A 24372-nucleotide genomic window follows, 5' to 3' on the forward strand; every position below is an offset into this window, starting at 1 on the left:
ATACCTATATGATTCAAGCAAGAAACAAGTTAAGCCAAGAGGAGCTATCTGAGGCGAAAAAACTAATTAACTGTTGCCAAAACTATGACGGTACCTATCGTGATCCCTATCTCTCCAACATGCTTAATTTTGACCCAAACATGCCCGCCTTTTTCCTTTATTATGAAAAAGGCGAACTTGTTGGTCTCTTAACTGTCTATGCAGATGACCAAGATGTGGAAGTGACGATACTGGTTCATCCAGATCATCGCCGTCAGGGAATTGCGCGTGCATTGTTTACTAGTTTTGAGAGAGAAACGGCTTCTTTCCCTATTCGTTCAGTTACTTTTCAGACAGAGCGTGTTTTTCTAGACCGCCATCCTGATTTTGTCAGCAACCGGGGATTGGTCGAGGATGAAGAGACAGAAACTTGGTTAGGTAAGGATAGAAGACCTTATCCGTTAGCAAAGGTTTCTAATCTTGAAGTTTTGTTAGCAGATAGTTCGTATCAGGAGCAAATCAGTCAGTTAAAATTTCAGGCATTCTCAGAAGAGCATGAATCTAGAGAAGTTGTAGATAGATATGTCGCTGAAGCTCTGAAGGATCCAGAAAGTCGCTTGTATATTTTGTTAAAAAACGGTGAGGTCATTGGAACTTGTACAGTTGATTTATCGAGCGATACGAATTACTTCTACGGTTTAGCAATATCGGAACCTGAACGTGGGAAAGGCTATGGAAGCTACTTAGCAAAATCACTTGTCAACCAACTAATTGAGCAAAATGATAAGGAATTTCAGATTGCAGTGGAAGATAGCAATGTAGGTGCCAAACGTTTGTATGAAAAAATTGGCTTTGTCAAACAGACTCAGGTGGTTTATCTGAATGAGAAAGGAGCAAGGGATTCCGAAGTGTAGAGAGATTCGGACTGAAATTCAATTGAACTCTTAGTGATGAAACTAATTGTTCTTGGATTTTGGATTTCCTGACTATGATTTATGATTAAAATCTATGACACTATGTCTCGTGATTTGCGAGAATTTGTCCCGATTGAGGACGGCAAGGTCAAGATGTATGTTTGTGGGCCAACCGTGTATAACTATATCCACGTAGGGAATGCCCGTTCGACGGTAGCTTTTGATACGATTCGACGTTACTTTGAGTATCGTGGGTACGAAGTTGCCTATATTTCTAATTTCACGGATGTGGATGATAAGATTATCAACCGTGCCAAGGAAGAAGGGATCACGCCTCAGGAGGTTGCGGACAAGTACATCGCTGCCTTTCGTGAGGATGTGACGGCCTTGGGCGTCAAACCTGCGACTCGCCATCCGCGTGTGGTGGAGTTTATGGCTGACATTATTCGCTTTGTGGAAGACTTGATTGGAAAAGGCTTTGCCTATGAGAGTCAAGGAGATGTCTATTTCCGTGTGGAAAAATCTCATAACTATGCCAAGTTGGCCAATAAAACCTTGGAAGATTTGGAGCTAGGTGCTTCAGGTCGAACCGATGAAGAAACGGCTCGTAAGGAAAATCCTGTAGACTTTGCTCTATGGAAAGCTGCCAAATCAGGCGAGATTTCTTGGGACAGTCCTTGGGGACCTGGTCGTCCGGGCTGGCATATTGAGTGTTCGGTCATGTCAACAGAGATTTTGGGCGATACCATCGATATCCACGGTGGCGGAGCCGACCTAGAGTTTCCACACCACACCAATGAAATTGCCCAGTCAGAAGCAAAAACAGGTAAGACCTTTGCTAACTACTGGATGCATAATGGCTTTGTCAATATCGACAATGTCAAGATGTCCAAGTCTTTGGGGAACTTTATCACTGTCCATGATGCCCTCAAAACGCTCGATGGGCAAGTGCTTCGTTTCTTCTTTGCGACTCAACACTACCGCAAGCCTATCAATTTTACAGAAAAGGCGGTGCGGGATGCAGAGACTAATCTCAAGTATCTGAAAAACACCTATGAGCAACCATTTACTGGAACTGTAGATGCTCAAGAGTTGCAAGCTTTTAAAGATAAGTTTGTAGCAGCAATGGATGAAGATTTTAACGCGGCAAATGGAATCACAGTAGTCTTTGAAATTGCCAAATGGATTAACTCAGGTAACTATGATGCAAGTGTTAAGGAAGCTCTTGCGGATATGTTGGAAGTCTTTGGAATTGTCTTTGTTGAGGAAGTTTTGGATGTAGAGATTGAAGACTTGATCCAAAAACGCCAAGAAGCGCGTGCCAATCGTGACTTTACGACAGCGGACCATATCCGTGACCAATTGGCTGCTCAAGGGATTAAGCTCCTTGACACCAAGGATGGAGTGAGGTGGACACGTGATTGATGTCAATCTCATTAACGGGATTGCGCTAGCCTTTGAAGGAGATGCGGTGTATTCTATGTATATTCGTCGTCACCTCATCCTCAAAGGCATGACCAAACCCAATAAACTCCACCAAGAAGCGACCAAGTATGTGTCGGCTAAAGCTCAGGCTCGCCTGATTTCTCTTATGTTGGAGGAGCATGTCCTGACGGAAAAAGAAGAAGAAATCTACAAACGTGGTCGCAATACCAATAGCCACACCAAGGCCAAAAATGCTGATGTGGTGACTTACCGTATGTCCACAGGTTTTGAAGCAGTGATGGGCTATCTCCATATGACTGAAAATATGGAGCGCCTCGAAACCTTAATTTCTTGGTGCATCCAAAAAGTGGAGGGCTAGGACATGATGGCAAAAGAACTACAAGACTGGTTTCCTGAAGCTCAGATTTCAGACCAACCAGTAAAGAGAGAGGGCTATCTCACTCTCCCTTTAGCTTCTCAGCAGTGGATTTTGCTGGAGGAAGCTAGTCTTAGCGAACGTGAAAAACAACTGGTAGCTCTCTTAACCAAACAGGAGCAAACTATTTCGCTCAGTCCTTGGTATCCTTATCTGATTGAGGGGAAGGGACAGGCGCCGAAAACTTTTAAAAAGATTCAGTTGGTTTATTGTCATCTTTCCTATTTTCAGCAGGAAAATCTAGCTTCTTGGCTGGATATGATGCGGACTCTTTTTCCCAACTGTCAGACGGTGATTCAGGTCGGAGCTCAGGATTATGTTTTCGTACTTCAACAAGATAAATACACTTCTGTACGAGCTATTTTAAGTGATACGATTGAAGCGGTTGAGTATGACTTTGGACTGCGCCTCTCTATCATGTTAGGACAGGTTTGGTCTCAGACTGGAAATCAAGCCCTATCAGACTTAATCAAAGCTGAGCGCGATTTGTTCAAGACTTGGTGGCGTCAGGGTCACCAAGGTGTTCATACTTTTTCTCAGCTCTATCTTTGGAGTATGGGAGAAAGGCTCGTGGACCTGAGAGTCATTAAAGAATGCCTGCACCAGATGATCTTGGATCAAGATCAGATTCAGGAAATCATTCTCTCCCTTTGGGAAAATAGTGCTGTCCTAACAAAAACAGCCCAGCAACTCTATCTGCACCGCAATTCTCTCCAATACAAGATTGATAAGTGGGAAGAATTGACAGGGCTTCAGTTGAAGGAATTGACTGACCTGACCTTGTGTTATCAATTGATTTTACCAGATATTCTCTAAAGTTTTGTGCAAGTTGCACAAAACTTTTTTGTTTTTTTGGTCATCTTGCCATAGAAAAGTTAAGCGTTTTCATTTATAATAAAGCTATCAAAATACAAAAGGAGTTCACCTCATGGTAGAATTAAATCTTAAAAATATTTACAAAAAATATCCAAACAGCGAACACTATTCAGTTGAAGACTTCAACTTGAATATCAAAGACAAAGAGTTCATCGTTTTCGTAGGACCTTCAGGATGTGGTAAATCAACTACTCTCCGTATGATTGCAGGTCTTGAAGACATCACAGAAGGTACTGCATCTATCGATGGCGTGGTTGTCAACGACGTGGCTCCAAAAGACCGTGACATCGCCATGGTATTCCAAAACTACGCTCTTTACCCACACATGACTGTTTATGACAACATGGCTTTCGGTTTGAAATTGCGTAAATACAGCAAAGAAGACATCGACAAACGTGTACAAGAAGCAGCTGAAATCCTTGGATTGAAAGAGTTCTTGGAACGTAAACCAGCTGACCTTTCAGGTGGTCAACGTCAACGTGTTGCCATGGGTCGTGCCATCGTCCGTGATGCAAAAGTATTCTTGATGGACGAACCTTTGTCAAACTTGGATGCAAAACTTCGTGTATCTATGCGTGCTGAAATCGCTAAAATCCACCGTCGTATCGGAGCTACAACTATCTACGTAACTCACGACCAAACAGAAGCGATGACACTTGCAGACCGTATCGTTATCATGTCAGCAACTAAGAACCCTGCTGGTACAGGTACTATCGGACGTGTAGAACAAATCGGTACTCCTCAAGAAGTTTACAAAAACCCAGTTAACAAATTCGTAGCAGGATTCATCGGAAGCCCAGCTATGAACTTCATCAACGTGAAATTGGTTGGTAGCGAAATTGTTTCTGACGGTTTCCGCTTGAAAGTGCCAGAAGGAGCATTGAAAGTTCTTCGTGAAAAAGGCTACGATGGTAAAGAATTGATCTTCGGTATCCGTCCAGAAGACGTGAATGCAGAACCTGCTTTCCTTGAAACATTCCCAGAATCAGTTGTCAAAGCTACTATCTCTGTATCAGAATTGCTTGGTTCAGAATCTCACCTTTACTGCCAAGTTGGTAAAGATGAATTTGTTGCTAAAGTTGACGCTCGTGACTACTTGCAAACAGGTGCAACAGTTGAACTTGGATTTGACTTGAACAAAGCACACTTCTTCGATGTAGAAACTGAAAAAACAGTTTACTAAGATAAATAAAACTCAAAACACTGCTAGAAATCTGGCAGTGTTTTTTATACTTTTACAAGAGTAAGATTGGGATTTTCTAGTTTTCATATTCTTAAAAAAGTGATAAAATGGTAGGAAGAATTGGAGAGTAGAGATGCCAAAAGAAGTGAATTTAACAGGCGAAGAAGTTGTCGCTTTAACCAAAGAATATTTAACGGAAGAGGATGTCCATTTTGTCCATAAGGCCTTGGTCTATGCGGTGGATTGCCATTGTGGTCAATATCGCCAATCAGGTGAGCCTTATATCATTCACCCCATCCAAGTGGCAGGTATTTTAGCTAAGCTCAAGCTGGATGCTGTAACGGTAGCTTGTGGTTTCTTGCATGATGTGGTGGAAGATACTGATGCGACCTTGGACGATTTGGAAAGAGAGTTTGGTCCTGATGTGCGCGTGATTGTCGATGGAGTTACCAAGCTCGGTAAGGTCAAGTACAAGTCTCACGAAGAGCAGTTGGCTGAAAATCATCGCAAGATGCTCATGGCCATGTCTGAGGACATCCGTGTTATCTTGGTCAAACTGTCTGACCGCTTGCACAATATGCGGACCCTGAAACACCTTCGAAAAGACAAGCAGGAGCGCATTTCCAAAGAAACCATGGAAATCTATGCACCACTTGCTCACCGTTTGGGGATTTCTAGCGTTAAATGGGAATTGGAAGACCTGTCTTTCCGTTATCTCAACCCAACGGAGTTTTACAAGATTACCCATATGATGAAGGAAAAGCGCAGAGAGCGTGAAGCCTTGGTGGATGAGGTAGTCACAAAATTAGAGGAATATACGACAGATCGTCACTTAAAAGGGAAGATTTATGGTCGTCCCAAGCATATTTACTCGATTTTCCGCAAAATGCAGGATAAGAGAAAACGTTTTGAGGAAATCTATGACCTGATTGCTATTCGTTGTATTTTAGATACCCAAAGTGATGTTTATGCCATGCTTGGTTATGTGCATGAACTTTGGAAACCAATGCCAGGTCGTTTCAAAGACTATATCGCTAACCGCAAGGCCAATGGTTATCAGTCTATCCATACGACTGTCTATGGGCCAAAAGGGCCGATTGAATTCCAGATTCGGACCAAGGAAATGCACGAGGTGGCTGAGTACGGGGTTGCGGCTCACTGGGCTTATAAGAAGGGCATCAAGGGGCAGGTTAACAGCAAGGAATCAGCTATTGGGATGAACTGGATCAAGGAGATGATGGAGCTCCAAGACCAGGCTGATGATGCCAAGGAATTTGTCGATTCAGTTAAGGAAAACTATCTGGCTGAGGAGATTTATGTCTTTACCCCAGATGGAGCTGTCCGTTCCCTTCCCAAAGATTCAGGACCGATTGACTTTGCCTACGAAATCCATACAAAAGTCGGTGAAAAAGCGACGGGTGCCAAGGTCAATGGCCGTATGGTTCCTCTGACAACTAAGCTCAAGACAGGGGATCAGGTTGAAATTGTCACCAACCCGAACTCCTTTGGACCTAGCCGTGACTGGCTCAATATGGTCAAGACCAGCAAGGCCCGCAACAAGATCCGTCAGTTCTTTAAAAATCAAGATAAGGAATTGTCTATCAATAAGGGTCGTGAAATGTTGATGGCTCAGTTCCAAGAAAACGGCTATGTGGCCAATAAATTCATGGACAAGCGTCATATGGACCAAGTTCTGCAAAAGACCAGCTACAAGACAGAAGAGTCCCTCTTTGCGGCTATTGGTTTTGGAGAAATTGGAGCTATTACTGTCTTTAACCGTCTGACTGAAAAGGAACGTCGTGAGGAAGAACGTGCTAAGGCCAAGGCGGAAGCAGAAGAGCTTGTCAAAGGTGGCGAGATCAAGGTTGAAAACAAAGAAACCCTCAAGGTTAAGCATGAGGGTGGAGTGGTCATTGAAGGTGCCTCAGGTCTCCTAGTGCGGATTGCCAAGTGTTGTAATCCTGTTCCTGGTGACGATATTGTCGGCTACATTACCAAGGGTCGTGGTGTAGCTATTCACCGTGTGGACTGTATGAACCTGCGTGCCCAAGAAAACTACGAGCAACGTCTCCTTGATGTGGAGTGGGAAGATCAGTATTCAAACTCAAATAAGGAGTATGTAGCTCATATCGATATCTATGGTCTCAACCGTACAGGACTGTTGAATGATGTACTGCAAGTTCTTTCAAACACAACCAAGAATATATCAACAGTCAACGCTCAACCAACCAAGGATATGAAGTTTGCTAATATCCATGTATCCTTCGGCATTGCCAACCTCTCGACGCTGACTACGGTCGTGGACAAGATTAAGAGTGTGCCAGAAGTTTACTCTGTTAAACGAACCAATGGCTAATTGTCCTAGCTCTTACTAGAAAGGCTATTATGAAAATCATTATCCAACGGGTTACAAAAGCCCAAGTGAGTATCGAAGGTCAGGTTCAGGGGAAAATCAATCAGGGGCTCTTATTGCTGGTTGGTGTTGGACCAGAGGACCAAGAGGAAGATTTGGACTATGCTGTGAGAAAACTGGTCAATATGCGGATTTTTTCAGACGCAGAAGGCAAGATGAACCTCTCTGTCAAAGATATTGAAGGAGAAATCCTCTCTATTTCTCAGTTTACCCTCTTTGCGGATACTAAGAAAGGCAATCGTCCAGCCTTTACAGGGGCAGCCAAGCCTGATATGGCATCAGACTTCTATGATGATTTCAATCAAAAATTAGCGCAAGAAGTGCCCGTTCAGACAGGCATCTTTGGAGCTGATATGCAGGTTGAGCTGGTCAATGACGGACCAGTTACCATTATCCTAGATACTAAAAATAGATAAGAAAGACCAAGCCCAGCCGGCTTGGTTTTTCTCATCTATCATAAAATACTCCAAAATGCAATCGGTTCTTGATATGCTTGGGGGAAGTTTCTTTTCAGGCTTTGGCAGGTGCGATAGGAAGGGATGAGGTGTCCTAGGGTTAGGAGAGTTCCCTGAAGGAAAAGTGGCACACCACTCAAACATATCAAGGAGAGAATGATCAGGCTATCCCATAGAAGGATTTGTAAGGCAAAACGCCAGAATCTTGGTCTAATCTGGGAATAGAGGTGACTAAAGTGGTCACAAAGTTGGTTTGAAAGATAGGTCAATAGCACAGGATGAAAGAAAATGAGCCAACCGCTATAAATCAAAATCCAGTCCCAAGTAAGCCCCCTTTAAATGTCAAAAATGCCAGCATGATTCCATCAATGACAAGGAGTTGAGTGGTTTTGATGAAGATGATTTTTTTCATGATAACCCCTCCTTTTCCTTAGAGACACTCCCATAAAGAGATATGTTTGTCGTAAAAGTCTGGATAGTTGTCTCTTAGGTAGTCGGCCGTCATATAATATAAAGTAGAATGGCAAGCAGTGATGATTGGCATAAGAGAGAGAAAACGCTGAGAACTAACGAAGGTTAAAAGGACAAAAAATAGAAAATCAATGGAGAGAATCCCTAAATAGTAGAAGCGAATCTTTTTATTGATTTGAGGATAAATCTCAGCGAATTGATGTTTGAGTCGGACAACCAAGCGAAATAACAGGAGTCCTTGAGTAAGGAGGAAAATAAAACCAGAGAGCAAGAGCCACTCCAAAGATGTCTCGGGTCTTTTGCTAAAAAATGCGAATAGTAGCAAATCGATGACTGCAATTGTTGTAAAATGGATTCTATAGAGTTTTCTCATGACAAGACCTCCCTCTTTTATCTAGCTTCATTTTACTCCAAACGAATGGGAGATACAACTAAAATGATAAAAAATTTTAGTAAGGAGATTCTATTAAGTCGACTTGCTTTTTTATTTAAGTTTCCTTCTATTATCTAACTTCTTCATCATTCCAGACAAATAAAGCTCCGATTGCATTGAGGATATAAAAGATGTATTTACCGATATTGGCGAAGTTTCCTTGAATACCAGCTTTTGTCAGCTGAACGAAATTGTAAATCAACCAAAAGCCCCACTGAGTTGTTAGTTTCAATGCGTTAAAAGCATTTGCAATGAGGGACAGTGCAAAGGCAATAGTTGTTACGTAGGCAAGGAGATTCATCTTTCCTCCATAGCCGATATAGTTTGTCACAAAGGCAAAGAGGAAGGCGATGATGGAAATGATGATGGCCGCCAATTTTAACTGTTTTTGGCTCATTTGGTTGGGTCTACCTTCTTGCGAAGCTTCCCATTTCTTAATAGCAAAGGTATAAATGAGGAAGGTGACAGGATAGGTAATGATGGCCGCCTTATTTCCCAGGATATAATCAATGGTGCCGGACAAAATCGTATTAACAATACCAAAGTAATTTCCCCATTTGCTTAATTTTCCCGTGAAACGAGTGGACAACATGGAAATTCCAACATTGGTTACGGAAATGAATCCAAAGGGAACAAGAGCTGTCCATGGTCCCCAGTCTACGAATTTGTCGAGACGGGAGTTAAGATAGCCAGATGCGATCGCAATTCCAACGACCAAAGCAACTCCGAAGAGGTCAAACCATTTAGATGTCGCAAAAATTTTTAGTGATTTTTTCATAGTTTAAGGTATCTTTCTTGTTTTTTACATCGATTTTATAATAAAATAAAAGCAAAATCAAATGATAGAAATAAAACCCTGAAAATTAAACTTTCAGGGTTAGTGGGGGACTTGAGAAATTAGTTGATTTTCTCGACATAGAGTTGTTTGGCAATGTCCATATTCACTTGTAAATCTTCATTTTTAGTGAGGATAGTGAAGGTATTGCTGAAGCCATCAAACTGCTTGACTTGGAGAGGATCACCGATGTGAAGCGAGTGCTTGTCCAGATAATGGAGAATGTCAAAACTATCGTGCACCCGAGTCAGACGGTAGGAGCCAGCTTCCTTGATATCCGCAAGGGGCAGGTTATTGATTTCAACTAAGAGTTCTCCCTTGGCTGGAATGGTTCCTCCGTGGGGACAGGTTTTAGGGAAACCTAGCAGTTTATCCAGTCTTTCCACGAAGAGGTCAGAGACAGTGTGTTCCAAGACCTCAGCTTCCTCGTGAATCTGGTCACTCGTATAGTCTAAATGATGGACTAGAAAAACTTCAATCAAGCGGTGTTTGCGGTAGAGTTCTGAGACCAGTTTAAGCCCTAGGTCAGTCAGTAGATAGCCACATTCCTTGTCCTTAAGGATGAGATTTTCACTCTTCATCCGTTTAATCATTTCAGTTACGGCAGGGGGAGAGACTTGCATGCGGGCAGCAATTTCCTTGTTGGTAATTTTATGCAGGTCTATGCCGATTTCATAAATACATTTTAGATAATCTTCTTTATTCGGGGTCATTCGCTTCCTCTTGTCTAATATCTTTATCTAGTATATCAAAAAAAGCTAGATTTCTCTAGCTATCTGCCACAATGGCTTCTAATTTAGTTCTTTAGCAGCTGCAATTGCGGCTTCGAAGTTTGGTTCAGAGTTGATATTGTCCACGTATTCAACGTAGCGAATAGTATTGTCAGTATCGAGGACAAAGACTGCGCGTGCCAATAGGTGCCACTCATTGATTAAGAGAGCATAATCACGTCCAAAGGAATGGTCGAAATAGTCTGAGAGCATGATGGCATTTTCAATACCTTCAGCACCACACCAACGTTTTTGGGCAAAAGGGAGGTCCATTGAAACAGTCAAGACAACCGTATTATCCAGTCCAGCCAGTTCTTCATTAAAACGACGCGTTTGAGTTGAGCAGATGCCTGTATCGATAGAAGGCACGACACTCAAGACTTTTTTCTTTCCATCAAAATCAGCCAGAGATTTTTTAGAAAGGTCTGTTGTAGTGAGAGAAAAATCAAGCGCCTTGTCGCCGACTTGTAGTTGTTTACCTGTAAAGCTCACAGGATTTCCGAGAAAAGTTACCATAGGATACTCCAATCTTTTTTCTTCCATTTTAGCTGAAACAGCCGGAATTTTCCAATGATTTGACCGGAAATATGGGCATAGAAAAAACGCCAGCTCATGTGAGAATGACGTTTTTCAGAGGCTTATACTCAATGAAAATCAAAGAGCAAACTAGGAAGCTAGCCGCAGGTTGCTCAAAGCACCGCTTTGAGGTTGCAGATAAAGCTGACGTGGTTTGAATTTGATTTTCGAAGAGTATTATTTTGCCAATCCTTCAGCAATCTTATCAAGGTTGTATTTCATCATGTTGTAGTAGCTATCGCCTTCTTTACCTTGTTCTGCGATAGAGTCAGTAAAGATTTGTGCGTAGATTGGGATGTTTGTGTCTTGTGAAACAGTCTTCATTGGACGGTCATCCACACTTGATTCTACAAAGAGTGAAGGAACTTTTGTTTGGCGAAGTTTTTCAACCAAGGTCTTGATTTGGTCAGGTGTTCCTTCTTCTTCAGTGTTGATTTCCCAGATATAGGCACTTGGGACACCGTAGGCTTTAGAGAAGTATTTGAAGCATCCTTCGCTGGTTACGATCAATTTCTTCTCAGCAGGGATGTTGTTAAATTTCTCTTTAGCTTCCTTGTCAAGTTTGTCTAGCTTATCAGTATATTCTTTGAGATTTTTTTCGTAGAATTCCTTGTTGCTAGGGTCTTTAGCGCTCAATTGTTTTGCGATATTCTTAGCAAAAATAATCCCGTTTTCAAGGTTAAGCCAAGCGTGTGGATCTTCTTTGCCTTTTTCGTTTTGACCTTCAAGGTAGATAACATCAACGCCTTCGCTGACTGCAAAGTAGTCTTTGTTTTCAGTTTTCTTAGCATTTTCTACCAATTTTGTAAACCAAGCATTGCCACCTGTTTCAAGGTTGATACCATTATAGAAAATCAAATCAGCTTGAGAAGTTTTCTTAACGTCTTCAGGGAGTGGTTCGTATTCGTGTGGGTCTTGACCAACAGGAACGATACTGTGAAGATCAATCTTATCACCAGCAATATTTTTAGTAATATCAGCGATGATTGAGTTTGTAGCAACAACTTTTAGTTTTTGACCAGAAGCTGCATCTTTTTTTCCGCTAGCACATGCTACAAGAGCAATGACAGAAAGAAAAAGAACGAGTAATGTACCTAATTTTTTCATTAGATCCTCCAATTTATTGGGGTTTTGCCCCTTATTTTAACAAATGTTTATTTTTCAGTTTCAAATATCGTTGTTTTGGAGCGATAAAGAAGCTAATGAGAAAGAAACTAGCAGCTGTGAGCACGATACTAGAACCTGCCGCAACGTTAAAGCTATAACCGATAAAGAGTCCCAAAACTGAAGCAGTAGCTCCAAAGGTTGAGGAAAGGAAAATCATGCTTTTCAGGCTATTAGCATACAGATAAGCAGTTGCAGCTGGGGTAATCAGCATGGCTACAATCAGGATAGTTCCGACACTTTGCATGGCTGTCACAGACACGAGAGTCAAGAGTACCATGAGAAGGTAGTGATAGAAATTGACAGGCATTCCCATGGCTTTGGCCAAGAGTTCATCAAAGGAAGTTATCAAGAGTTGCTTGAAGAAAATCCAGATTAACAAGAGAATGACTGCACCAACACCCATAGTAATAAACATATCCGTATCTTGGACGGCCAGGATATTTCCGAAAAGAATATGGAAAAGGTCAGTTGAACTTTTAGCGACACTAATCAAGATGATACCGAGGGCTAAGAAAGAAGAAAAGGTAATGCCGATGGCGGTATCGCTTTTGATAATCGAGTTCCCCTTGATGTAGGTAATGATGATAGCAGCTAGCAATCCAAAGACAATGGCTCCGATAAAGAAGTCAAGGCCCAAGATGAAGGAGAGGGCTACACCTGGTAAGACAGCATGTGAAATGGCATCTCCCATGAGTGACATCCCGCGTAGGATGATGAAACATCCTACAGCTCCAGCTACGACCCCGACGACAATGGCTGTTATCAAGGCATTTTGTAAGAAATGGAATTTTTGCAATCCATCGATAAATTCTGCAATCATAGGTCACCTCCATTGAAAAAGAGTCGATTACCGTAAGCTTCTTTGAGATTGGCTTCGGTAAAGGTTTCTTTGGTTGGACCAAAGGCAATCACTTCTCGATTGACAAGCAAGACTTGATCGAAGTAGTGGGCAACCTTGCTGAGGTCGTGGTGGACGATGAGAACCGTCTTCCCAGCTTTTTTCAGATCTCTCAGCGTATTCATGATGATTTCCTCACTAACAGAGTCAATCCCAACAAAGGGTTCATCCAAGAGGATATAGTCGGCTTCCTGAACCAAACATCTGGCAATCAAGACCCGCTGGAATTGACCTCCAGACAGTTGACTGATTTGCCGTTCTGCGTAGTCAGCTAGCCCGACGATTTCAAGGGCTTCTTGCACTTTCTTCCAATGTTTAGCGTTTAAACTTCGAAAGAGAGGGATAGAGGGAAAGAGTCCTAGAGAGACACATTCCTTGACCTTGATGGGAAAGTTGTAGTCGATATTGATTTTTTGTTCGACATAGGCGATTCGGTGTAAGGATTTTTTAACTTCCTTGTCATCGAGAAATGCCTGACCTTGATGTGGGATAATTCCCAGCATCCCTTTTAATAGTGTTGATTTCCCAGCACCGTTTGGACCAATGATACCGGTAATTGTTGGTCCATGGAGCACTAGTGAAATATCCTTAAGTGCCAACGTTTCTTTGTAGGAGACACTGAGGTTTTCGATACGTATCATAAATTTATATTCCTCCTGTCTCTTAATATACATTAAAAAAAAAATTAAGTCAAGTTAATTTTTAAAAAAATTAAAATAATAACTGAAAAATGATGGCAAGAGAAAGTTCATTTTTAATTGCATTCCCAAGCAATTTTTGTTAAGCTAGCAATAACTTAAAAAAATGAAAGCGAGAACAAGATGACACGTTATCAAGATGATTTTTATGATGCAATCAATGGAGAATGGCAGAAAACAGCAGAAATCCCAGCAGATAAGTCTCAAACTGGAGGTTTTGTTGATTTAGACCAGGAAATTGAAGACCTGATGCTGGCGACAACAGACAAGTGGTTGGCAGGTGAAGAGGTGCCTGAGGATGCTATCTTGGCAAACTTTGTCAAATACCACCACCTAGTTCGTGATTTTGACAAGAGAGAAGCTGACGGTATCAAACCTGTCTTACCACTTCTTAAAGAATTCCAAGAATTGGAGACTTTTGCAGATTTTACAGCTAGACTAGCAGAGTTTGAACTTGCTGGAAAACCAAACTTCCTTCCTTTTGGTGTATCGCCAGACTTTATGGATGCCAGAATCAACGTTTTATGGGCTAGCGCTCCAAGCACGATTCTGCCAGATACGACTTACTATGCTGAAGACCATCCTCAACGCGAAGAGCTCTTGACTCTTTGGAAAGAAACTAGCGCAAATCTTCTCAAGGCTTATGATTTCTCTGATGAAGAAATTGAAGACTTGCTGGAGAAAAGACTAGAATTGGACCGTCGCGTGGCGGCAGTAGTGCTCTCTAATGAAGAAAGTTCAGAGTATGCTAAACTCTACCATCCATATTCTTATGAAGATTTCAAAAAATTCGCGCCTGCCCTACCTTTGGATGACTTCTTCCAAGCAGTTCTTGGACAAGTGCCAGACAAGGTTATCGTAGACGAGGAACGTTTCTGGCAAGCAGCAGAGCAATTCTATAGTGAAGAAGCTTGGCCTCTTCTCAAGGCAACCTTGATTTTGAGTGTTGTCAATCTTTCAACCAGCTATTTAACAGAAGAAATCCGTGTCTTGTCAGGTGCCTATAGCCGTGCGCTTTCAGGAGTTCCAGAAGCAAAAGACAAGGTCAAGGCAGCTTATCAACTAGCACAAGGTCCTTTCAAACAAGCCTTGGGTCTCTGGTATGCCCATGAAAAATTCTCTCCAGAAGCTAAGGCAGATGTAGAGAAAAAAGTGGCAACCATGATTGATGTCTATAAGGAACGCTTGGCTAAAAATGACTGGCTGACTCCTGAAACTCGTGATAAGGCCATCGTCAAACTCAATGTCATCAAGCCTTATATCGGTTATCCAGAAGAATTGCCAGCACGCTACAAGGACAAGGTAGTGGATGAGACTGCTAGTCTTTTTGACAATGCTCTAGCCTTTGCGCGTGTGGAAATCAAGCACAGTTGGAGCAAGTGGAACCAGCCTGTAGACTATAAGGAATGGGGCATGCCTGCTCATATGGTCAATGCTTACTACAATCCACAGAAGAACCTAATTGTCTTCCCAGCGGCCATTTTACAAGCTCCTTTCTATGACTTGCATCAGTCATCTTCTGCTAATTACGGTGGGATTGGTGCAGTTATTGCCCATGAAATTTCCCACGCCTTTGATACCAACGGAGCTTCCTTTGATGAAAATGGTAGCCTCAAGGATTGGTGGACAGAGAGCGACTATGCTGCCTTCAAGGAGAAAACACAAAAAGTTATCGACCAGTTTGATGGACAGGATTCTTATGGTGCAACCATCAACGGTAAATTGACGGTATCAGAAAACGTGGCTGACTTGGGAGGAATCGCTGCAGCGCTTGAAGCAGCCAAGCGAGAACCAGACTTCTCAGCAGAAGAGTTCTTCCATAACTTCGGTCGCATCTGGCGCATGAAAGGTCGTCCAGAATTTATGAAACTCTTGGCTAGCGTTGATGTGCACGCGCCAGCCAAACTCCGTGTCAATGTACAAGTACCAAACTTCGATGATTTCTTTACAACCTATGATGTCAAAGAAGGAGACGGTATGTGGCGTTCGCCAGAGGAGCGCGTGATTATTTGGTAATGAATTGAATCTAATACTAAAATCCGTAAATCTGCAAAGGATGGGTTAAAGAGGTTAATATGAAGAAATTTTTAATGATATTTTCAGCTATTCTTACTGTTTTTGTTTTAGCATCTTGTGGTGAAAACAAAAAAGATGAAAAAATAGAACCTTCGGCAACACAATCATCTTCTACCAAAGAGGAACAGAAGGAAACCTCTACGAAGTCAGAGAGTCAAACTAGTACAAGTTCTTCAATGGCAACGCCGTCAACAACAATGGAAAAGAAAAGTGAAGCAGGAAAAGATTTGTACGAGGAAGTAATAGGGCGGTACAATCATTATACAGACCTTTTAAAGCAAGGTAATAGAGAAGATTTGTACGAGGAAAATAAACAACACAAGATTGCTTCAGATGAATATGGTTTGATTTTCTCTCGAATGGATTATAAAAATGCACCAGATTGGAAATATGTTATTGCTGATTTGAATAAGGATGGTCAAGACGAGTTACTTATTGGGGATGAAAAATTTGTTTCAGCTATTTATTATTTAGAGAATAAACAACCCAAGTTGCTTCATACAGCTTATGTAGCTTCTGCAGGTGGTTTTCGTTCAAGTTTAGTTATCTATGAAAATGGTCAAGTCAGATATGCAGACTGGCAGTCAACACGACCAGAAATGAACTTAAGTCTATATGCTTTTGATAAAGACGGAGTCCAGAAGATTAAAGAAGAAATCTTTCAAATTGGTAGTGATCAAAAGCCAGAGCAAATCTTAGGGATTTCTTCTAATGAACTTGATTTAGCTAAATTTGAATGGAAAGAATTTGCACCAGTCAACTAGTATTTGATGAAATTTAAAACTAGGCTAGATTCTAAAGTCACAAAATAGCAGTACACAAAAACCAAGGATAAAAGTTTCCTTGGTTTTTTGCTAGCTAGAAAAAAGGATTGAAGGTCTTTTCGTGAGCAATAGTAGTAGCTGGACCATGCCCTGGATAGACGTCATAGTTTGGCAGGGTGAAGAGTTGGGTCTGGATGCTATGAAGGAGTTGCTCCATGCTACCAGTCGGAAGGTCGGTCCGTCCGATTGTTTCTCGGAAAAGAGCATCCCCTGTTAAGACTAGGTGAGCATCAGGAAAGACGATAGAAACACCACCGATAGAGTGACCTGGTGTTGGCAAGACAGTGAAACGAAATTCCTCTAGTTGGTATTCTTCATGAAAGACAAAGGTGTGTTCTGCAGGTTTTGCGACCACATCTGCCATATCATCGTGGCGGGGAAGTCCAGAGAGATTATCGACGGGAGTATAGAGCCAGCTGGCTTCACTCTCTGCAATATAGACTGGAGGATTGCCAAAAGTCTCGCGAACCAAGTCCAGACTCATGATATGGTCATAATGGGCGTGGGTCAAGAGAATAGCGCAGATAGGTTTGTTGATGCTCTCTATTGTCTGACGAATGGCTTCCCAATGGCTACCAGGGTCAACAACGATGAGGTGTTTTTCACCTTCTAGGTAATAGGTGTTTTCATAGGCAATAGGATTCACAGTTTTATGGATTTTCATACTAGCTCCAATCTCAAAGAATGTACTAAGCTAAGTATAGCACAGTTAGGGGGAATAAAGTATATAGAAAGTCCTTCTTTGAAAAATTGGATAACCTTATAGATGGTCTGCTTTGATCTTCCAAGAGCTTTTATACCTTATTTGTAGTGAACCTCTATCATTACGAGTTCATTTGTGGTAAGATGTGTATAAGTCATTTATGTTAGTTCCTTTCAGAAAAATGAGGTAGTTTATCTGAGCTTAACATAGATGGCTTTTTCTGTCTAGCTTAATTTTACAAATTTGGAATTGAAAAAACTTCACCCTTGAGTTTATTTAATGAAGAATATACGTTATCATTCAGATGGCTTAGAAGGGTGTGAATTCGATACAGCTACTGATAAAACATATAAAATTATATACTGTAATGATTTATATTATATATAATTTAAAGATTTCCTAAGAGAGATATTCCAGATTACCGCTTCGTAGAGACTAAGAAACTTCCAAATGGCGACACAGTTCATGTTTATGAAAAAATTATTCCTTCTGTGAAACCAGAGCTTGCGAAACCATCAAAACCAGCTAAGGAATTTCCTAATACTGGTACAGAAGATCACTCTAGCCTAGCAGCTCTTGGACTTCTTGGAGTATTGAGCGGATTTGGTCTTGTGGCACGCAAGAAAAAAGAAGACTAATGTTTTAATCATTAAAGATTAAACAAAGGAATTCAATTTCATAAATGAAAAGAACCTGAGACAAAATAGTTCTCAGCCACAAAAAAGCTAGAGATTTCCAATTGCGGAACTCTAGCTTTTTAATTTTGAGTCGTTCTCTTATTGTATTTGAGGAGGTTATTGGCCATAAGTATCAATCCCATGTCAATTCTCACTTGACGCTTCCCTCTCAGATTACATCTCTTGTAACCCAAACAAGCCTTTATCTGCCCAAAGACAGGTTCCACATCAATCTTACGTTGAGCGAAAATCTGTCTACCTTCGGGAGATAAAAGCGCCTGACATTCTTTAGCTTTCAAGTTTTGATAGCGTCCGTTCATATACAGTCCCTTTTGAGGGGCTGATTCAGGTTCATCAGCGTAGTAAACCTTGATTTCCTGTTGAAAGTCCGTCTGTGTTTTCTGATGTTTGATATGGTGAAAACGATAGCACCAGCTATCAGGATGTGTGTAGCTATCCTCCTTGTCATCATAGTGCCAATTCGCTAAGTTTCTAGCTGACTGTTTATACCCTCTCTTCTGTTCCTTGTCAAACATGGCATATTTAATCAGATGGTTCACCCCCTTTTCATCTAAACGAAGGAGGTTCTCTTCACTTCCATATCCAGCATCTGCAACAACTGTCTTCAAGTCATGCGGATAGGTTTCAAGGAATGGCAGAAGAGTCTTGGTGTCTGTCGGATTTGAGAAGACATCATAGTGAAGAACAAATTGGTTTTCAGTAGCGATTTGAAGATTATAAGCAGCCTTGAGTTGGCCATTTTTCATATAATCTTCTTTCATTCGCATAAAAGTGTCATCTGGATCGGTTTTGGAAAAGCTGTTGCGCCCTTCAAATGTCTCTTGATACTTCTTATACTTTTCAGCACGTACTGAAAAATCCTCCTTGACTTTACGCAAGACTTCCTTGAGTTTACGACGCGGGGTTTTACGTTCATCCTTCCCTTTAACGGGTGTCTCCTCAATGTCCTGGTTCAATTTTTTCAATTCTCCTTCAAGGACTTGAGCGAATGCAAGCAACTGCTCTGAGGAGATAGGCTCTTGTGTATCCAGTTCGATAGCTTGATAGATAAGGGGAGTGATTTCTTCTTGAAAATAGTTCTGTATCTGTTCTTGCAGTTTGGCGGAGAATTTCTCTGTCGCTTTCTTCCACACAAAACTATACTTGTTGGCATTGGCTTCAATCTTAGTCCCGTCAATAAACAGACAATTTAAGGTCACTAACTCTTCCATTTTTAAACGAAGATTGAGGTCCATGAAAAGATTACGTATGAGTTCTTCCATCTCTTCAGCGACTCGAAAACGATTGATGGTGCGGTAGCTGACAACCAACGGTCCTGTTAGGTACTGCATAGCGAGGTTTTCAATCATCATTTTTTCGATTTTTCGTCCAGAGAAAATCCCTTGTGAATAGGCAAATAGAAGAGTAGCTATAAGCATTTTAGGGTGATAAGACGGGCGACCAAAGGCATGATAGAAGGCATGGAAGTGACAATCCTCCAAGGTATTCACCACTTTTTCAATAGTAAAGACGAGATGGTCTTGTGGTAAGAAAGAACTGATTTCTAGTGGTAAAGTTGTTTGATTTTTGTTATAGTGAATATGCATGGGATGGCCTTTCTAAATGATTTATTAAGCAATTCTATTTTACTAAGACTATCGCAACCATGCAAAAAAGCAACGGATTTGCCGTTGCTTTTTTTGGAGATAAGAGACTATTGTCCCAACCTCCTTTATTTGAAAAAAGACAGTAAAAAGCTCAAAAAATCATTTCCTGTGCTATACTGTAATTGAAATTTTTTTAGTTTTGGCGTTAGAACTGTTTCCTCAGTCCTAGCGCCTTTTCTTTTTGATAAGTCTGCTTGGTGAAGAGTAGTTTGTAAATGATTCTGAGAATCTTATGAGCACAAGCAATAATCGCCTTCCTCTTGCTTCCTCTTTGGGAAATTCGATTGTAAAAAGAAGAAAAAGCTGGATCCTTAGATAGAATGTGCTGCAATTAATCCCGACAGGGTCAAAGCCTGTTTGATATAGCGATTTCCTTGCGTGATGTGTGAGGATTTTTTAATGCCAGCACTTTCATAAGACCCTGGACAGAGCCCAGCCCATGATGCTAAGTGTGCATCGGATGGAAAGGTCGTAACAGTTGGTCCAATCTCAGCTAGAATAGTGGCAGCACAGTTTTCATTCACACCTGGAATGGTTTGAAGTATCCTATTTTCCTCAGGGAAACTCCTTTTCGATGTAGTGTTGAATCTCATCGGTCAATTTTTCAATGAGTTCCTGATACATCTGACACTCCTCTAAGCTCTGGCCTAAGAGGAAGCGGTCTTCTAGTGACAACTTTCCTTCCATCGCTTCCACGAGTTCTTCTGGACTTGCTTTCACTCGCTTCTGGATACAAGAGATAACAGATTCTACATTAATTGCTTCTCCGTTAATGAATAATTTTAAAAGTGCTTGCCCCGTCTTAGAAAAAATATCAGAAAGATAACTGCTTAGCTTGATATTGGCCCCGTTGTAAGAGATTGTGAATTTCATTTTTGACTTGAGTTTGACGCTGCTTGTAAGAACGCATGCGACGTGTCAGTAAACGAAGCTGTACCACTTCAGGTGCTGGAATATAGGAAGGTTCAATCAGTCCGCAACGGCCGAGTTGAGCAATCCATTCAGCGTCCTTCATGTCTGTTTTTCGACCAGGCACATTCTTGATATGTTGAGGATTGGCAAGTACTAAGACGAAATCAGAATCTGAAAAGATAGTAAAGAGAGGGAGCCAATATTGCCCAGTACTTTCAAAAAAGACATGTGTGATATGGTTTTTCACCACCCAATCTAAGGCATTGCGAAGAGCTACTGTAGTTGTCCCAAATTTCTTCTGAATTTTCTTTGGTTTATTGGTATCTAGTGGACAGTCTAGAATACAACAAACAATGGATTTTTGGTGGACATCAATACCACAACACGTTTCAATCATGACTTCCATTATAAAAACCTCCTGTTAACTATTTGAACAATAGAACAAGAGGCTACTAGTAAGATATTTTCATGCTCAAGGCATATTCGAATTAGCTCACGACTCTTGTTCATCCAGTTTTTTATACAGGCTAGGAAAAGCCCTATTAAACACCACGGTTTGGTATTGTTCGCCTTCAGTATAGGCTAAACTTCTTTTTCTGTCATGAGTTAGCAGAATCTGCCTGCTTGGAGTTTTTTATGTGGATTATCTATTTTTCCATGCTTGGTAACGGGTATCAATCAATAATTGAGTGAGGCGTCCCATGGTTTCTCTTTCTTCTTGGGTGAGGGATTGCGCTTGGACAAAGAGATGATGAATGTGTTCGATAGCCTTGAAGGAAGACAGGTCATTTATGGAGCTAATCCCAGCATCTAGAATGGTGCCAAAGAAAAGGTCGAAATAGAGCTGGAGTTCTTTGTCAGGGACTGTCGCTACCCATTCTTTGAAGGTTGTGTCTACTTGTTGACTATCGCTGTTGGTCTTATCCAGTTGGACGAAGTGTCTATCCTCAATCTGCCAACTAAAGGTATCGTGCTGGGCGATGCCACCTAAGGCAGTACTCTGAACGATGATTTGGTGGGCAGGAATTTCCAGCATCCTACCGATGATGGAACCTTGTGGAATGAAGAACTTGGTTCTATCCATTATCCTTTGATAACCTTCGGTCTGTGTCAATTCTTGATGGAGACCAGGCGCATCAAATGTATAGACTTCGGTAATCTGATTTTGCAAGCTTTGCTCAATTTGACTAGCCGCATAGATAGCTAGATTTCCTCCCTTGGAATGCCCAGCTAGAATGACTTTTTTCCTAGGGTGGTGGACAAAAAAGTTCTTTAAATAGCGAAGGGCGTGCTTTTGAGCAGGAATTTCCTTCATATAGGTCAGGTGGAAATCTTCCTTCCAGCCAATGATACTGTCATCAGTCCCACGAAAGACAATCAGATAGGTATCGAGATTGAGGCGGTAGGTCATAGCCGCAAATTGCTTTTGCAGTTCAGGGTCAATGTCATTGATAAAATGGGAGAGTTTGCAATTTTTGAAGCGCTTGTGTTGAGCTAGTTCATCTAATAGCTGGAGGCGATTTTTGCTGGTCAACATGTTAGGCTCTCTTGGAACCTGAGGAGCCAGGTCTAAAAGTCGCTGAGGACTTGTGGAGACTAGATTATCAAAGGAGAGGTAGGTAGTTTCTGTTAAGGATAGAATGTCTAACTCATTTAAAGGAAGGTCGTAATAAGAATCGTATGCGACATCTTTCAGATAATCAAAAATATTGGCCATAAGAGCTCCTTTCTTTTTATTTATCTTATCAAATTTCCCTCAAATTAGCTAGTAGCATTGCCTGTTTGTACTGGATAAAAACAAGCCCTTTCAAATTCAGTTTCAGGCCTTCTAGCATGGAAAAATCTGTTATAATAATAGAAAAGGAGAAGCGCATGCACAAGATTTTATTAGTAGAAGATGATCAGGTCATTCGTCAACAGGTCGGGAAAATGCTCTCTGAATGGGGATTTGAAGTGGTTCTGGTAGAAGACTTTATGGAAGTTTTGAGTCTTTTTGTCCAGTCGGAGCCTCATCTGGTCCTCATGGATATTGGATTGCCCTTGTTTAATGGCTATCACTGGTGTCAGGAAATTCGCAAGATTTCCAAGGTACCTATCATGTTTCTGTCTTCGAGAGACCAGGCTATGGATATTGTCATGGCAATCAACATGGGGGCGGATGACTTTGTGACCAAACCTTTTGACCAGCAGGTTCTTTTAGCCAAGGTTCAGGGCTTGTTGCGCCGTTCCTATGAGTTTGGGCGTGACGAGAGTTTACTGGAATACGCTGGTGTTATCCTCAATACCAAATCCATGGATTTACATTATCAAGGGCAAGTCTTGAATTTGACCAAGAATGAATTCCAGATTTTACGAGTTTTGTTTGAGCATGCGGGCAATATCGTAGCACGTGATGACCTGATGCGGGAACTTTGGAACAGTGACTTTTTCATTGATGATAATACGCTCTCTGTTAATGTGGCTCGATTGCGTAAAAAGTTGGAAGAGCAGGGCTTGGTAGGATTTATCGAGACCAAGAAAGGGATAGGGTACGGACTGAAGCATGCTTGATTGGAAACAATTTTTTCTAGCCTATCTGCGCTCCCGTAGTCGTCTTTTTATCTATCTACTTTCTTTGACGTTTCTGGTTTTGCTCTTTCAGTTTTTATTTGCCAGTTTGGGAATTTACTTTCTCTACTTTTTCCTGCTGTGTTGCTTTGTAACCATCTTATTTTTCACTTGGGACATATTGGTGGAAATGCAGGTCTATCGCCAGGAAATTCTCTATGGGGAGAGAGAAGCCAAATCTCCATTGGAAATTGTTTTGGCTGAGAAACTAGAAGCGCGTGAGATGGAACTTTATCAGCAGAGGTCAGATTCAGAAAGAAAACTAACGGATTTACTTGATTACTATACCTTGTGGGTCCATCAGATTAAGACCCCCATTGCAGCCAGTCAACTCTTAGTTGCAGAAGTAGATGACCGCCAATTAAAGCAGCAATTAGAACAGGAAATTTTCAAGATTGACTCCTATACCAATCTAGTTTTACAGTACCTACGTTTAGAAAGTTTTCATGATGATTTGGTCTTAAAGCAGGTTCAAATTGAGGACTTGGTCAAGGAAATAATTCGTAAATATGCTCTTTTCTTTATTCAAAAAGGCTTAAATGTCAATCTACATGACCTTGATAAAGAAATCGTGACGGATAAGAAGTGGCTACTAGTGGTCATTGAACAAATTATCTCAAATAGTCTCAAGTACACCAAGGAAGGTGGTCTGGAGATTTATATGGAAGGCCAGGAACTCTGTATCAAGGATACGGGAATCGGGATAAAAAACAGTGATGTCCTCCGAGTCTTTGAACGTGGATTTTCAGGCTACAATGGACGCCTAACTCAGCAGTCATCTGGACTTGGACTTTACCTATCTAAGAAAATTTCTGAAGAACTGGGGCACCAGATTCGTATTGAGTCTGAGGTTGGAAAAGGAACGATAGTAAGAATTAAGTTTTCCGATATGAATCTGATAATTGAGTGAGCATGATAGATAAGAGCCCAGAATAAGACAACTGGGCTTTTTAATCTTTAACTGTATATATGAGTAAATTATTTTATCTACTATAAACAAGTCTCTGAGGGATGTGAAGACCACGAACGAAAAGGTAGGTCTAGATCAAAAGCAGATTAAGCAAACCATTAATAAGCAAATCTTAACAGTTTGCTTCCTTCCTGTAATTTTTGCATTTCTCCATTTGGCCTTTGATTATCATATGCTTAGTTTGGTTCTAGAGGTTATTAAAGTAGTCGATGCTACCACGAGGTTGACGATAAGTTTCTCTATCTATTCAATTGATAGATTTCGTCAGAGAAAGACTGTAAAATTTTTGATATAATGTTAAGGATGGACTAACGGATACTTAAAGGATAATTTTCAAAAGAATAACAGGTGAGAAGAAAAATATGTAAGATTGGACAGAAGTATCTCTACCATCATCCATGCAGAAA

General features: G+C 41.2%; 25 protein-coding genes and 5 pseudogenes. 15 read left to right on the plus strand and 15 right to left on the minus strand.

The features are described 5' to 3' along the window. Window positions 1-8: 8 nt before the first annotated feature. The 7 genes from ACLV7W_RS01965 (at window position 9) to dtd (ending at window position 7642) form a co-directional block, all read left to right on the plus strand. Window positions 9-893: a GNAT family N-acetyltransferase gene (locus ACLV7W_RS01965; protein ID WP_094753177.1), complete on the plus strand. Its 885-nt coding sequence runs from the start codon at window positions 9-11 to the stop codon at window positions 891-893. Window positions 894-974: 81 nt separating this feature from the next. After that, window positions 975-2318 (plus strand): cysteine--tRNA ligase, encoded by a 1344-nt coding sequence (cysS, locus tag ACLV7W_RS01970; RefSeq protein ID WP_411865340.1) that lies wholly within the window; start codon window positions 975-977, stop codon window positions 2316-2318. Next, entirely contained in the window at window positions 2311-2697 is a 387-nt protein-coding gene (locus tag ACLV7W_RS01975; RefSeq protein ID WP_000567916.1) for a Mini-ribonuclease 3, read from the plus strand. Before cysS ends, ACLV7W_RS01975 begins: the two co-directional genes overlap by 8 nt. 3 nt (window positions 2698-2700) lie before the next feature. Beyond that, window positions 2701-3570 carry a helix-turn-helix domain-containing protein gene (locus tag ACLV7W_RS01980; RefSeq protein ID WP_411865341.1) on the plus strand — a complete coding sequence of 290 codons (870 nt, stop codon included), beginning with the start codon at window positions 2701-2703 and terminating at the stop codon, window positions 3568-3570. 112 nt (window positions 3571-3682) lie between these two features. Further along, on the plus strand, window positions 3683-4813 hold the full coding sequence (locus tag ACLV7W_RS01985) for an ABC transporter ATP-binding protein (protein WP_411865342.1): 1131 nt from the start codon (window positions 3683-3685) through the stop codon (window positions 4811-4813). A gap of 133 nt (window positions 4814-4946) precedes the next feature. Then, the gene (locus tag ACLV7W_RS01990; protein WP_411865343.1) at window positions 4947-7169 is read left to right on the plus strand and encodes a RelA/SpoT family protein; all 2223 of its coding nucleotides are present in this window, start codon (window positions 4947-4949) and stop codon (window positions 7167-7169) included. 29 nt (window positions 7170-7198) lie between these two features. Further along, window positions 7199-7642 (plus strand): D-aminoacyl-tRNA deacylase, encoded by a 444-nt coding sequence (gene dtd / locus ACLV7W_RS01995; protein WP_084888701.1) that lies wholly within the window; start codon window positions 7199-7201, stop codon window positions 7640-7642. A 38-nt stretch (window positions 7643-7680) separates the two neighbouring features. Here dtd and ACLV7W_RS02000 read toward each other — a convergent pair. From ACLV7W_RS02000 to ACLV7W_RS02035, 8 genes and pseudogenes are all read right to left on the minus strand, one after another. Next, window positions 7681-8093 (minus strand): annotated as a pseudogene (locus ACLV7W_RS02000) (hypothetical protein). Window positions 8094-8111: 18 nt separating this feature from the next. Continuing rightward, window positions 8112-8525 (minus strand): hypothetical protein, encoded by a 414-nt coding sequence (locus ACLV7W_RS02005; protein ID WP_150922524.1) that lies wholly within the window; start codon window positions 8523-8525, stop codon window positions 8112-8114. A gap of 130 nt (window positions 8526-8655) precedes the next feature. After that, window positions 8656-9363 (minus strand): nicotinamide mononucleotide transporter, encoded by a 708-nt coding sequence (locus ACLV7W_RS02010; RefSeq protein WP_191962404.1) that lies wholly within the window; start codon window positions 9361-9363, stop codon window positions 8656-8658. A 119-nt stretch (window positions 9364-9482) separates the two neighbouring features. Beyond that, a complete protein-coding gene (locus ACLV7W_RS02015) occupies window positions 9483-10133 on the minus strand; it encodes a metal-dependent transcriptional regulator (protein WP_023946198.1) in 651 nt (216 codons plus the stop codon). Between the two features lie 78 nt (window positions 10134-10211). Beyond that, on the minus strand, window positions 10212-10706 hold the full coding sequence (tpx, locus tag ACLV7W_RS02020; protein WP_033682328.1) for a thiol peroxidase: 495 nt from the start codon (window positions 10704-10706) through the stop codon (window positions 10212-10214). 237 nt (window positions 10707-10943) lie between these two features. Beyond that, the gene (gene psaA / locus ACLV7W_RS02025) at window positions 10944-11873 is read right to left on the minus strand and encodes a metal ABC transporter substrate-binding lipoprotein/adhesin PsaA (RefSeq protein ID WP_084888713.1); all 930 of its coding nucleotides are present in this window, start codon (window positions 11871-11873) and stop codon (window positions 10944-10946) included. A gap of 31 nt (window positions 11874-11904) precedes the next feature. After that, complete coding sequence (locus tag ACLV7W_RS02030; protein ID WP_000559787.1) at window positions 11905-12753, minus strand: metal ABC transporter permease; 849 nt, start codon at window positions 12751-12753, stop codon at window positions 11905-11907. Then, window positions 12750-13472, minus strand: a complete 723-nt coding sequence (locus ACLV7W_RS02035; protein WP_084925687.1) for a metal ABC transporter ATP-binding protein — start codon at window positions 13470-13472, stop codon at window positions 12750-12752. Before ACLV7W_RS02035 ends, ACLV7W_RS02030 begins: the two co-directional genes overlap by 4 nt. Window positions 13473-13652: 180 nt before the next feature. On the opposite strand from ACLV7W_RS02035, the gene pepO reads away from it, so the two are divergent. Together pepO and ACLV7W_RS02045 are read left to right on the plus strand one after the other, a co-directional pair. Next, on the plus strand, window positions 13653-15545 hold the full coding sequence (pepO, locus tag ACLV7W_RS02040; protein WP_411865344.1) for an endopeptidase PepO: 1893 nt from the start codon (window positions 13653-13655) through the stop codon (window positions 15543-15545). Window positions 15546-15604: 59 nt separating this feature from the next. Beyond that, on the plus strand, window positions 15605-16369 hold the full coding sequence (locus ACLV7W_RS02045; RefSeq protein WP_153210130.1) for a hypothetical protein: 765 nt from the start codon (window positions 15605-15607) through the stop codon (window positions 16367-16369). Between the two features lie 94 nt (window positions 16370-16463). On the opposite strand, the gene ACLV7W_RS02050 is transcribed toward ACLV7W_RS02045, so the two are convergent. Together ACLV7W_RS02050 and ACLV7W_RS02055 are read right to left on the minus strand one after the other, a co-directional pair. Further along, window positions 16464-17093: an MBL fold metallo-hydrolase gene (locus tag ACLV7W_RS02050; RefSeq protein ID WP_153210131.1), complete on the minus strand. Its 630-nt coding sequence runs from the start codon at window positions 17091-17093 to the stop codon at window positions 16464-16466. A 71-nt stretch (window positions 17094-17164) separates the two neighbouring features. After that, window positions 17165-17290 (minus strand): annotated as a pseudogene (locus tag ACLV7W_RS02055) (IS30 family transposase); the annotation flags it as partial. Between the two features lie 252 nt (window positions 17291-17542). Between ACLV7W_RS02055 and ACLV7W_RS02060 the strand changes: the two are divergent. Both ACLV7W_RS02060 and ACLV7W_RS02065 read left to right on the plus strand, forming a co-directional pair. Continuing rightward, window positions 17543-17602 (plus strand): annotated as a pseudogene (locus tag ACLV7W_RS02060) (cell wall anchor protein); the annotation flags it as partial. A gap of 21 nt (window positions 17603-17623) precedes the next feature. After that, window positions 17624-17770 carry an LPXTG cell wall anchor domain-containing protein gene (locus tag ACLV7W_RS02065; protein ID WP_239822382.1) on the plus strand — a complete coding sequence of 49 codons (147 nt, stop codon included), beginning with the start codon at window positions 17624-17626 and terminating at the stop codon, window positions 17768-17770. Window positions 17771-17889: 119 nt separating this feature from the next. On the opposite strand, the gene ACLV7W_RS02070 is transcribed toward ACLV7W_RS02065, so the two are convergent. Further along, on the minus strand, window positions 17890-19416 hold the full coding sequence (locus tag ACLV7W_RS02070; RefSeq protein WP_411865345.1) for an IS1182 family transposase: 1527 nt from the start codon (window positions 19414-19416) through the stop codon (window positions 17890-17892). Here ACLV7W_RS02070 and ACLV7W_RS02075 point away from each other — a divergent pair. Then, window positions 19377-19562: pseudogene (locus ACLV7W_RS02075) on the plus strand (hypothetical protein). The gene ACLV7W_RS02070 and the pseudogene ACLV7W_RS02075 sit on opposite strands and share 40 nt — an antisense overlap. 225 nt (window positions 19563-19787) lie before the next feature. Here the strand turns inward: ACLV7W_RS02075 and ACLV7W_RS02080 are convergent. The 4 genes from ACLV7W_RS02080 to ACLV7W_RS02095 form a co-directional block, all read right to left on the minus strand. Then, window positions 19788-20069, minus strand: coding sequence for a transposase (locus ACLV7W_RS02080; RefSeq protein WP_153210213.1), 282 nt, complete (start codon window positions 20067-20069; stop codon window positions 19788-19790). Beyond that, window positions 20032-20349 (minus strand): hypothetical protein, encoded by a 318-nt coding sequence (locus ACLV7W_RS02085; protein ID WP_228112226.1) that lies wholly within the window; start codon window positions 20347-20349, stop codon window positions 20032-20034. Before ACLV7W_RS02085 ends, ACLV7W_RS02080 begins: the two co-directional genes overlap by 38 nt. Continuing rightward, complete coding sequence (locus ACLV7W_RS02090; RefSeq protein ID WP_228112225.1) at window positions 20291-20794, minus strand: IS110 family transposase; 504 nt, start codon at window positions 20792-20794, stop codon at window positions 20291-20293. The genes ACLV7W_RS02085 and ACLV7W_RS02090 overlap by 59 nt, the downstream gene beginning before the upstream one ends. 237 nt (window positions 20795-21031) lie before the next feature. Next, window positions 21032-22105, minus strand: coding sequence for a DUF2974 domain-containing protein (locus tag ACLV7W_RS02095; protein ID WP_411865346.1), 1074 nt, complete (start codon window positions 22103-22105; stop codon window positions 21032-21034). A 155-nt stretch (window positions 22106-22260) separates the two neighbouring features. Here ACLV7W_RS02095 and ACLV7W_RS02100 point away from each other — a divergent pair, with 155 nt between their 5' ends. The 3 genes and pseudogenes from ACLV7W_RS02100 to ACLV7W_RS02110 form a co-directional block, all read left to right on the plus strand. Continuing rightward, a complete protein-coding gene (locus ACLV7W_RS02100) occupies window positions 22261-22938 on the plus strand; it encodes a response regulator transcription factor (protein ID WP_000548991.1) in 678 nt (225 codons plus the stop codon). Continuing rightward, a complete protein-coding gene (locus tag ACLV7W_RS02105) occupies window positions 22931-23905 on the plus strand; it encodes a sensor histidine kinase (protein WP_411865347.1) in 975 nt (324 codons plus the stop codon). Before ACLV7W_RS02100 ends, ACLV7W_RS02105 begins: the two co-directional genes overlap by 8 nt. A 75-nt stretch (window positions 23906-23980) precedes the next feature. Next, window positions 23981-24218: pseudogene (locus ACLV7W_RS02110) on the plus strand (ABC transporter); the annotation flags it as partial. Window positions 24219-24372 lie beyond the last annotated feature (154 nt).

The sequence above is a fragment of the Streptococcus mitis genome (genome assembly GCF_965111735.1).
Taxonomy (GTDB): Bacteria; Bacillota; Bacilli; order Lactobacillales; family Streptococcaceae; genus Streptococcus; species Streptococcus mitis_DR.

What these genes read in the sequence shown, in the direction of transcription:
- ACLV7W_RS01965 (WP_094753177.1), top strand. Translation starts at nt 9, where the DNA reads ATGATTCAAGCAAGAAACAAGTTAAGCCAAGAGGAGCTATCTGAGGCG.
- cysS (WP_411865340.1), top strand. Translation starts at nt 975, where the DNA reads ATGATTAAAATCTATGACACTATGTCTCGTGATTTGCGAGAATTTGTC.
- ACLV7W_RS01980 (WP_411865341.1), top strand. Translation starts at nt 2,701, where the DNA reads ATGATGGCAAAAGAACTACAAGACTGGTTTCCTGAAGCTCAGATTTCA.
- ACLV7W_RS01985 (WP_411865342.1), top strand. Translation starts at nt 3,683, where the DNA reads ATGGTAGAATTAAATCTTAAAAATATTTACAAAAAATATCCAAACAGC.
- ACLV7W_RS01990 (WP_411865343.1), top strand. Translation starts at nt 4,947, where the DNA reads ATGCCAAAAGAAGTGAATTTAACAGGCGAAGAAGTTGTCGCTTTAACC.
- dtd (WP_084888701.1), top strand. Translation starts at nt 7,199, where the DNA reads ATGAAAATCATTATCCAACGGGTTACAAAAGCCCAAGTGAGTATCGAA.
- ACLV7W_RS02005 (WP_150922524.1), bottom strand. Translation starts at nt 8,525, where the DNA reads ATGAGAAAACTCTATAGAATCCATTTTACAACAATTGCAGTCATCGAT.
- ACLV7W_RS02010 (WP_191962404.1), bottom strand. Translation starts at nt 9,363, where the DNA reads ATGAAAAAATCACTAAAAATTTTTGCGACATCTAAATGGTTTGACCTC.
- ACLV7W_RS02015 (WP_023946198.1), bottom strand. Translation starts at nt 10,133, where the DNA reads ATGACCCCGAATAAAGAAGATTATCTAAAATGTATTTATGAAATCGGC.
- tpx (WP_033682328.1), bottom strand. Translation starts at nt 10,706, where the DNA reads ATGGTAACTTTTCTCGGAAATCCTGTGAGCTTTACAGGTAAACAACTA.
- psaA (WP_084888713.1), bottom strand. Translation starts at nt 11,873, where the DNA reads ATGAAAAAATTAGGTACATTACTCGTTCTTTTTCTTTCTGTCATTGCT.
- ACLV7W_RS02030 (WP_000559787.1), bottom strand. Translation starts at nt 12,753, where the DNA reads ATGATTGCAGAATTTATCGATGGATTGCAAAAATTCCATTTCTTACAA.
- ACLV7W_RS02035 (WP_084925687.1), bottom strand. Translation starts at nt 13,472, where the DNA reads ATGATACGTATCGAAAACCTCAGTGTCTCCTACAAAGAAACGTTGGCA.
- pepO (WP_411865344.1), top strand. Translation starts at nt 13,653, where the DNA reads ATGACACGTTATCAAGATGATTTTTATGATGCAATCAATGGAGAATGG.
- ACLV7W_RS02045 (WP_153210130.1), top strand. Translation starts at nt 15,605, where the DNA reads ATGAAGAAATTTTTAATGATATTTTCAGCTATTCTTACTGTTTTTGTT.
- ACLV7W_RS02050 (WP_153210131.1), bottom strand. Translation starts at nt 17,093, where the DNA reads ATGAAAATCCATAAAACTGTGAATCCTATTGCCTATGAAAACACCTAT.
- ACLV7W_RS02070 (WP_411865345.1), bottom strand. Translation starts at nt 19,416, where the DNA reads ATGCATATTCACTATAACAAAAATCAAACAACTTTACCACTAGAAATC.
- ACLV7W_RS02080 (WP_153210213.1), bottom strand. Translation starts at nt 20,069, where the DNA reads ATGAGATTCAACACTACATCGAAAAGGAGTTTCCCTGAGGAAAATAGG.
- ACLV7W_RS02085 (WP_228112226.1), bottom strand. Translation starts at nt 20,349, where the DNA reads ATGAAATTCACAATCTCTTACAACGGGGCCAATATCAAGCTAAGCAGT.
- ACLV7W_RS02090 (WP_228112225.1), bottom strand. Translation starts at nt 20,794, where the DNA reads ATGGAAGTCATGATTGAAACGTGTTGTGGTATTGATGTCCACCAAAAA.
- ACLV7W_RS02095 (WP_411865346.1), bottom strand. Translation starts at nt 22,105, where the DNA reads ATGGCCAATATTTTTGATTATCTGAAAGATGTCGCATACGATTCTTAT.
- ACLV7W_RS02100 (WP_000548991.1), top strand. Translation starts at nt 22,261, where the DNA reads ATGCACAAGATTTTATTAGTAGAAGATGATCAGGTCATTCGTCAACAG.
- ACLV7W_RS02105 (WP_411865347.1), top strand. Translation starts at nt 22,931, where the DNA reads ATGCTTGATTGGAAACAATTTTTTCTAGCCTATCTGCGCTCCCGTAGT.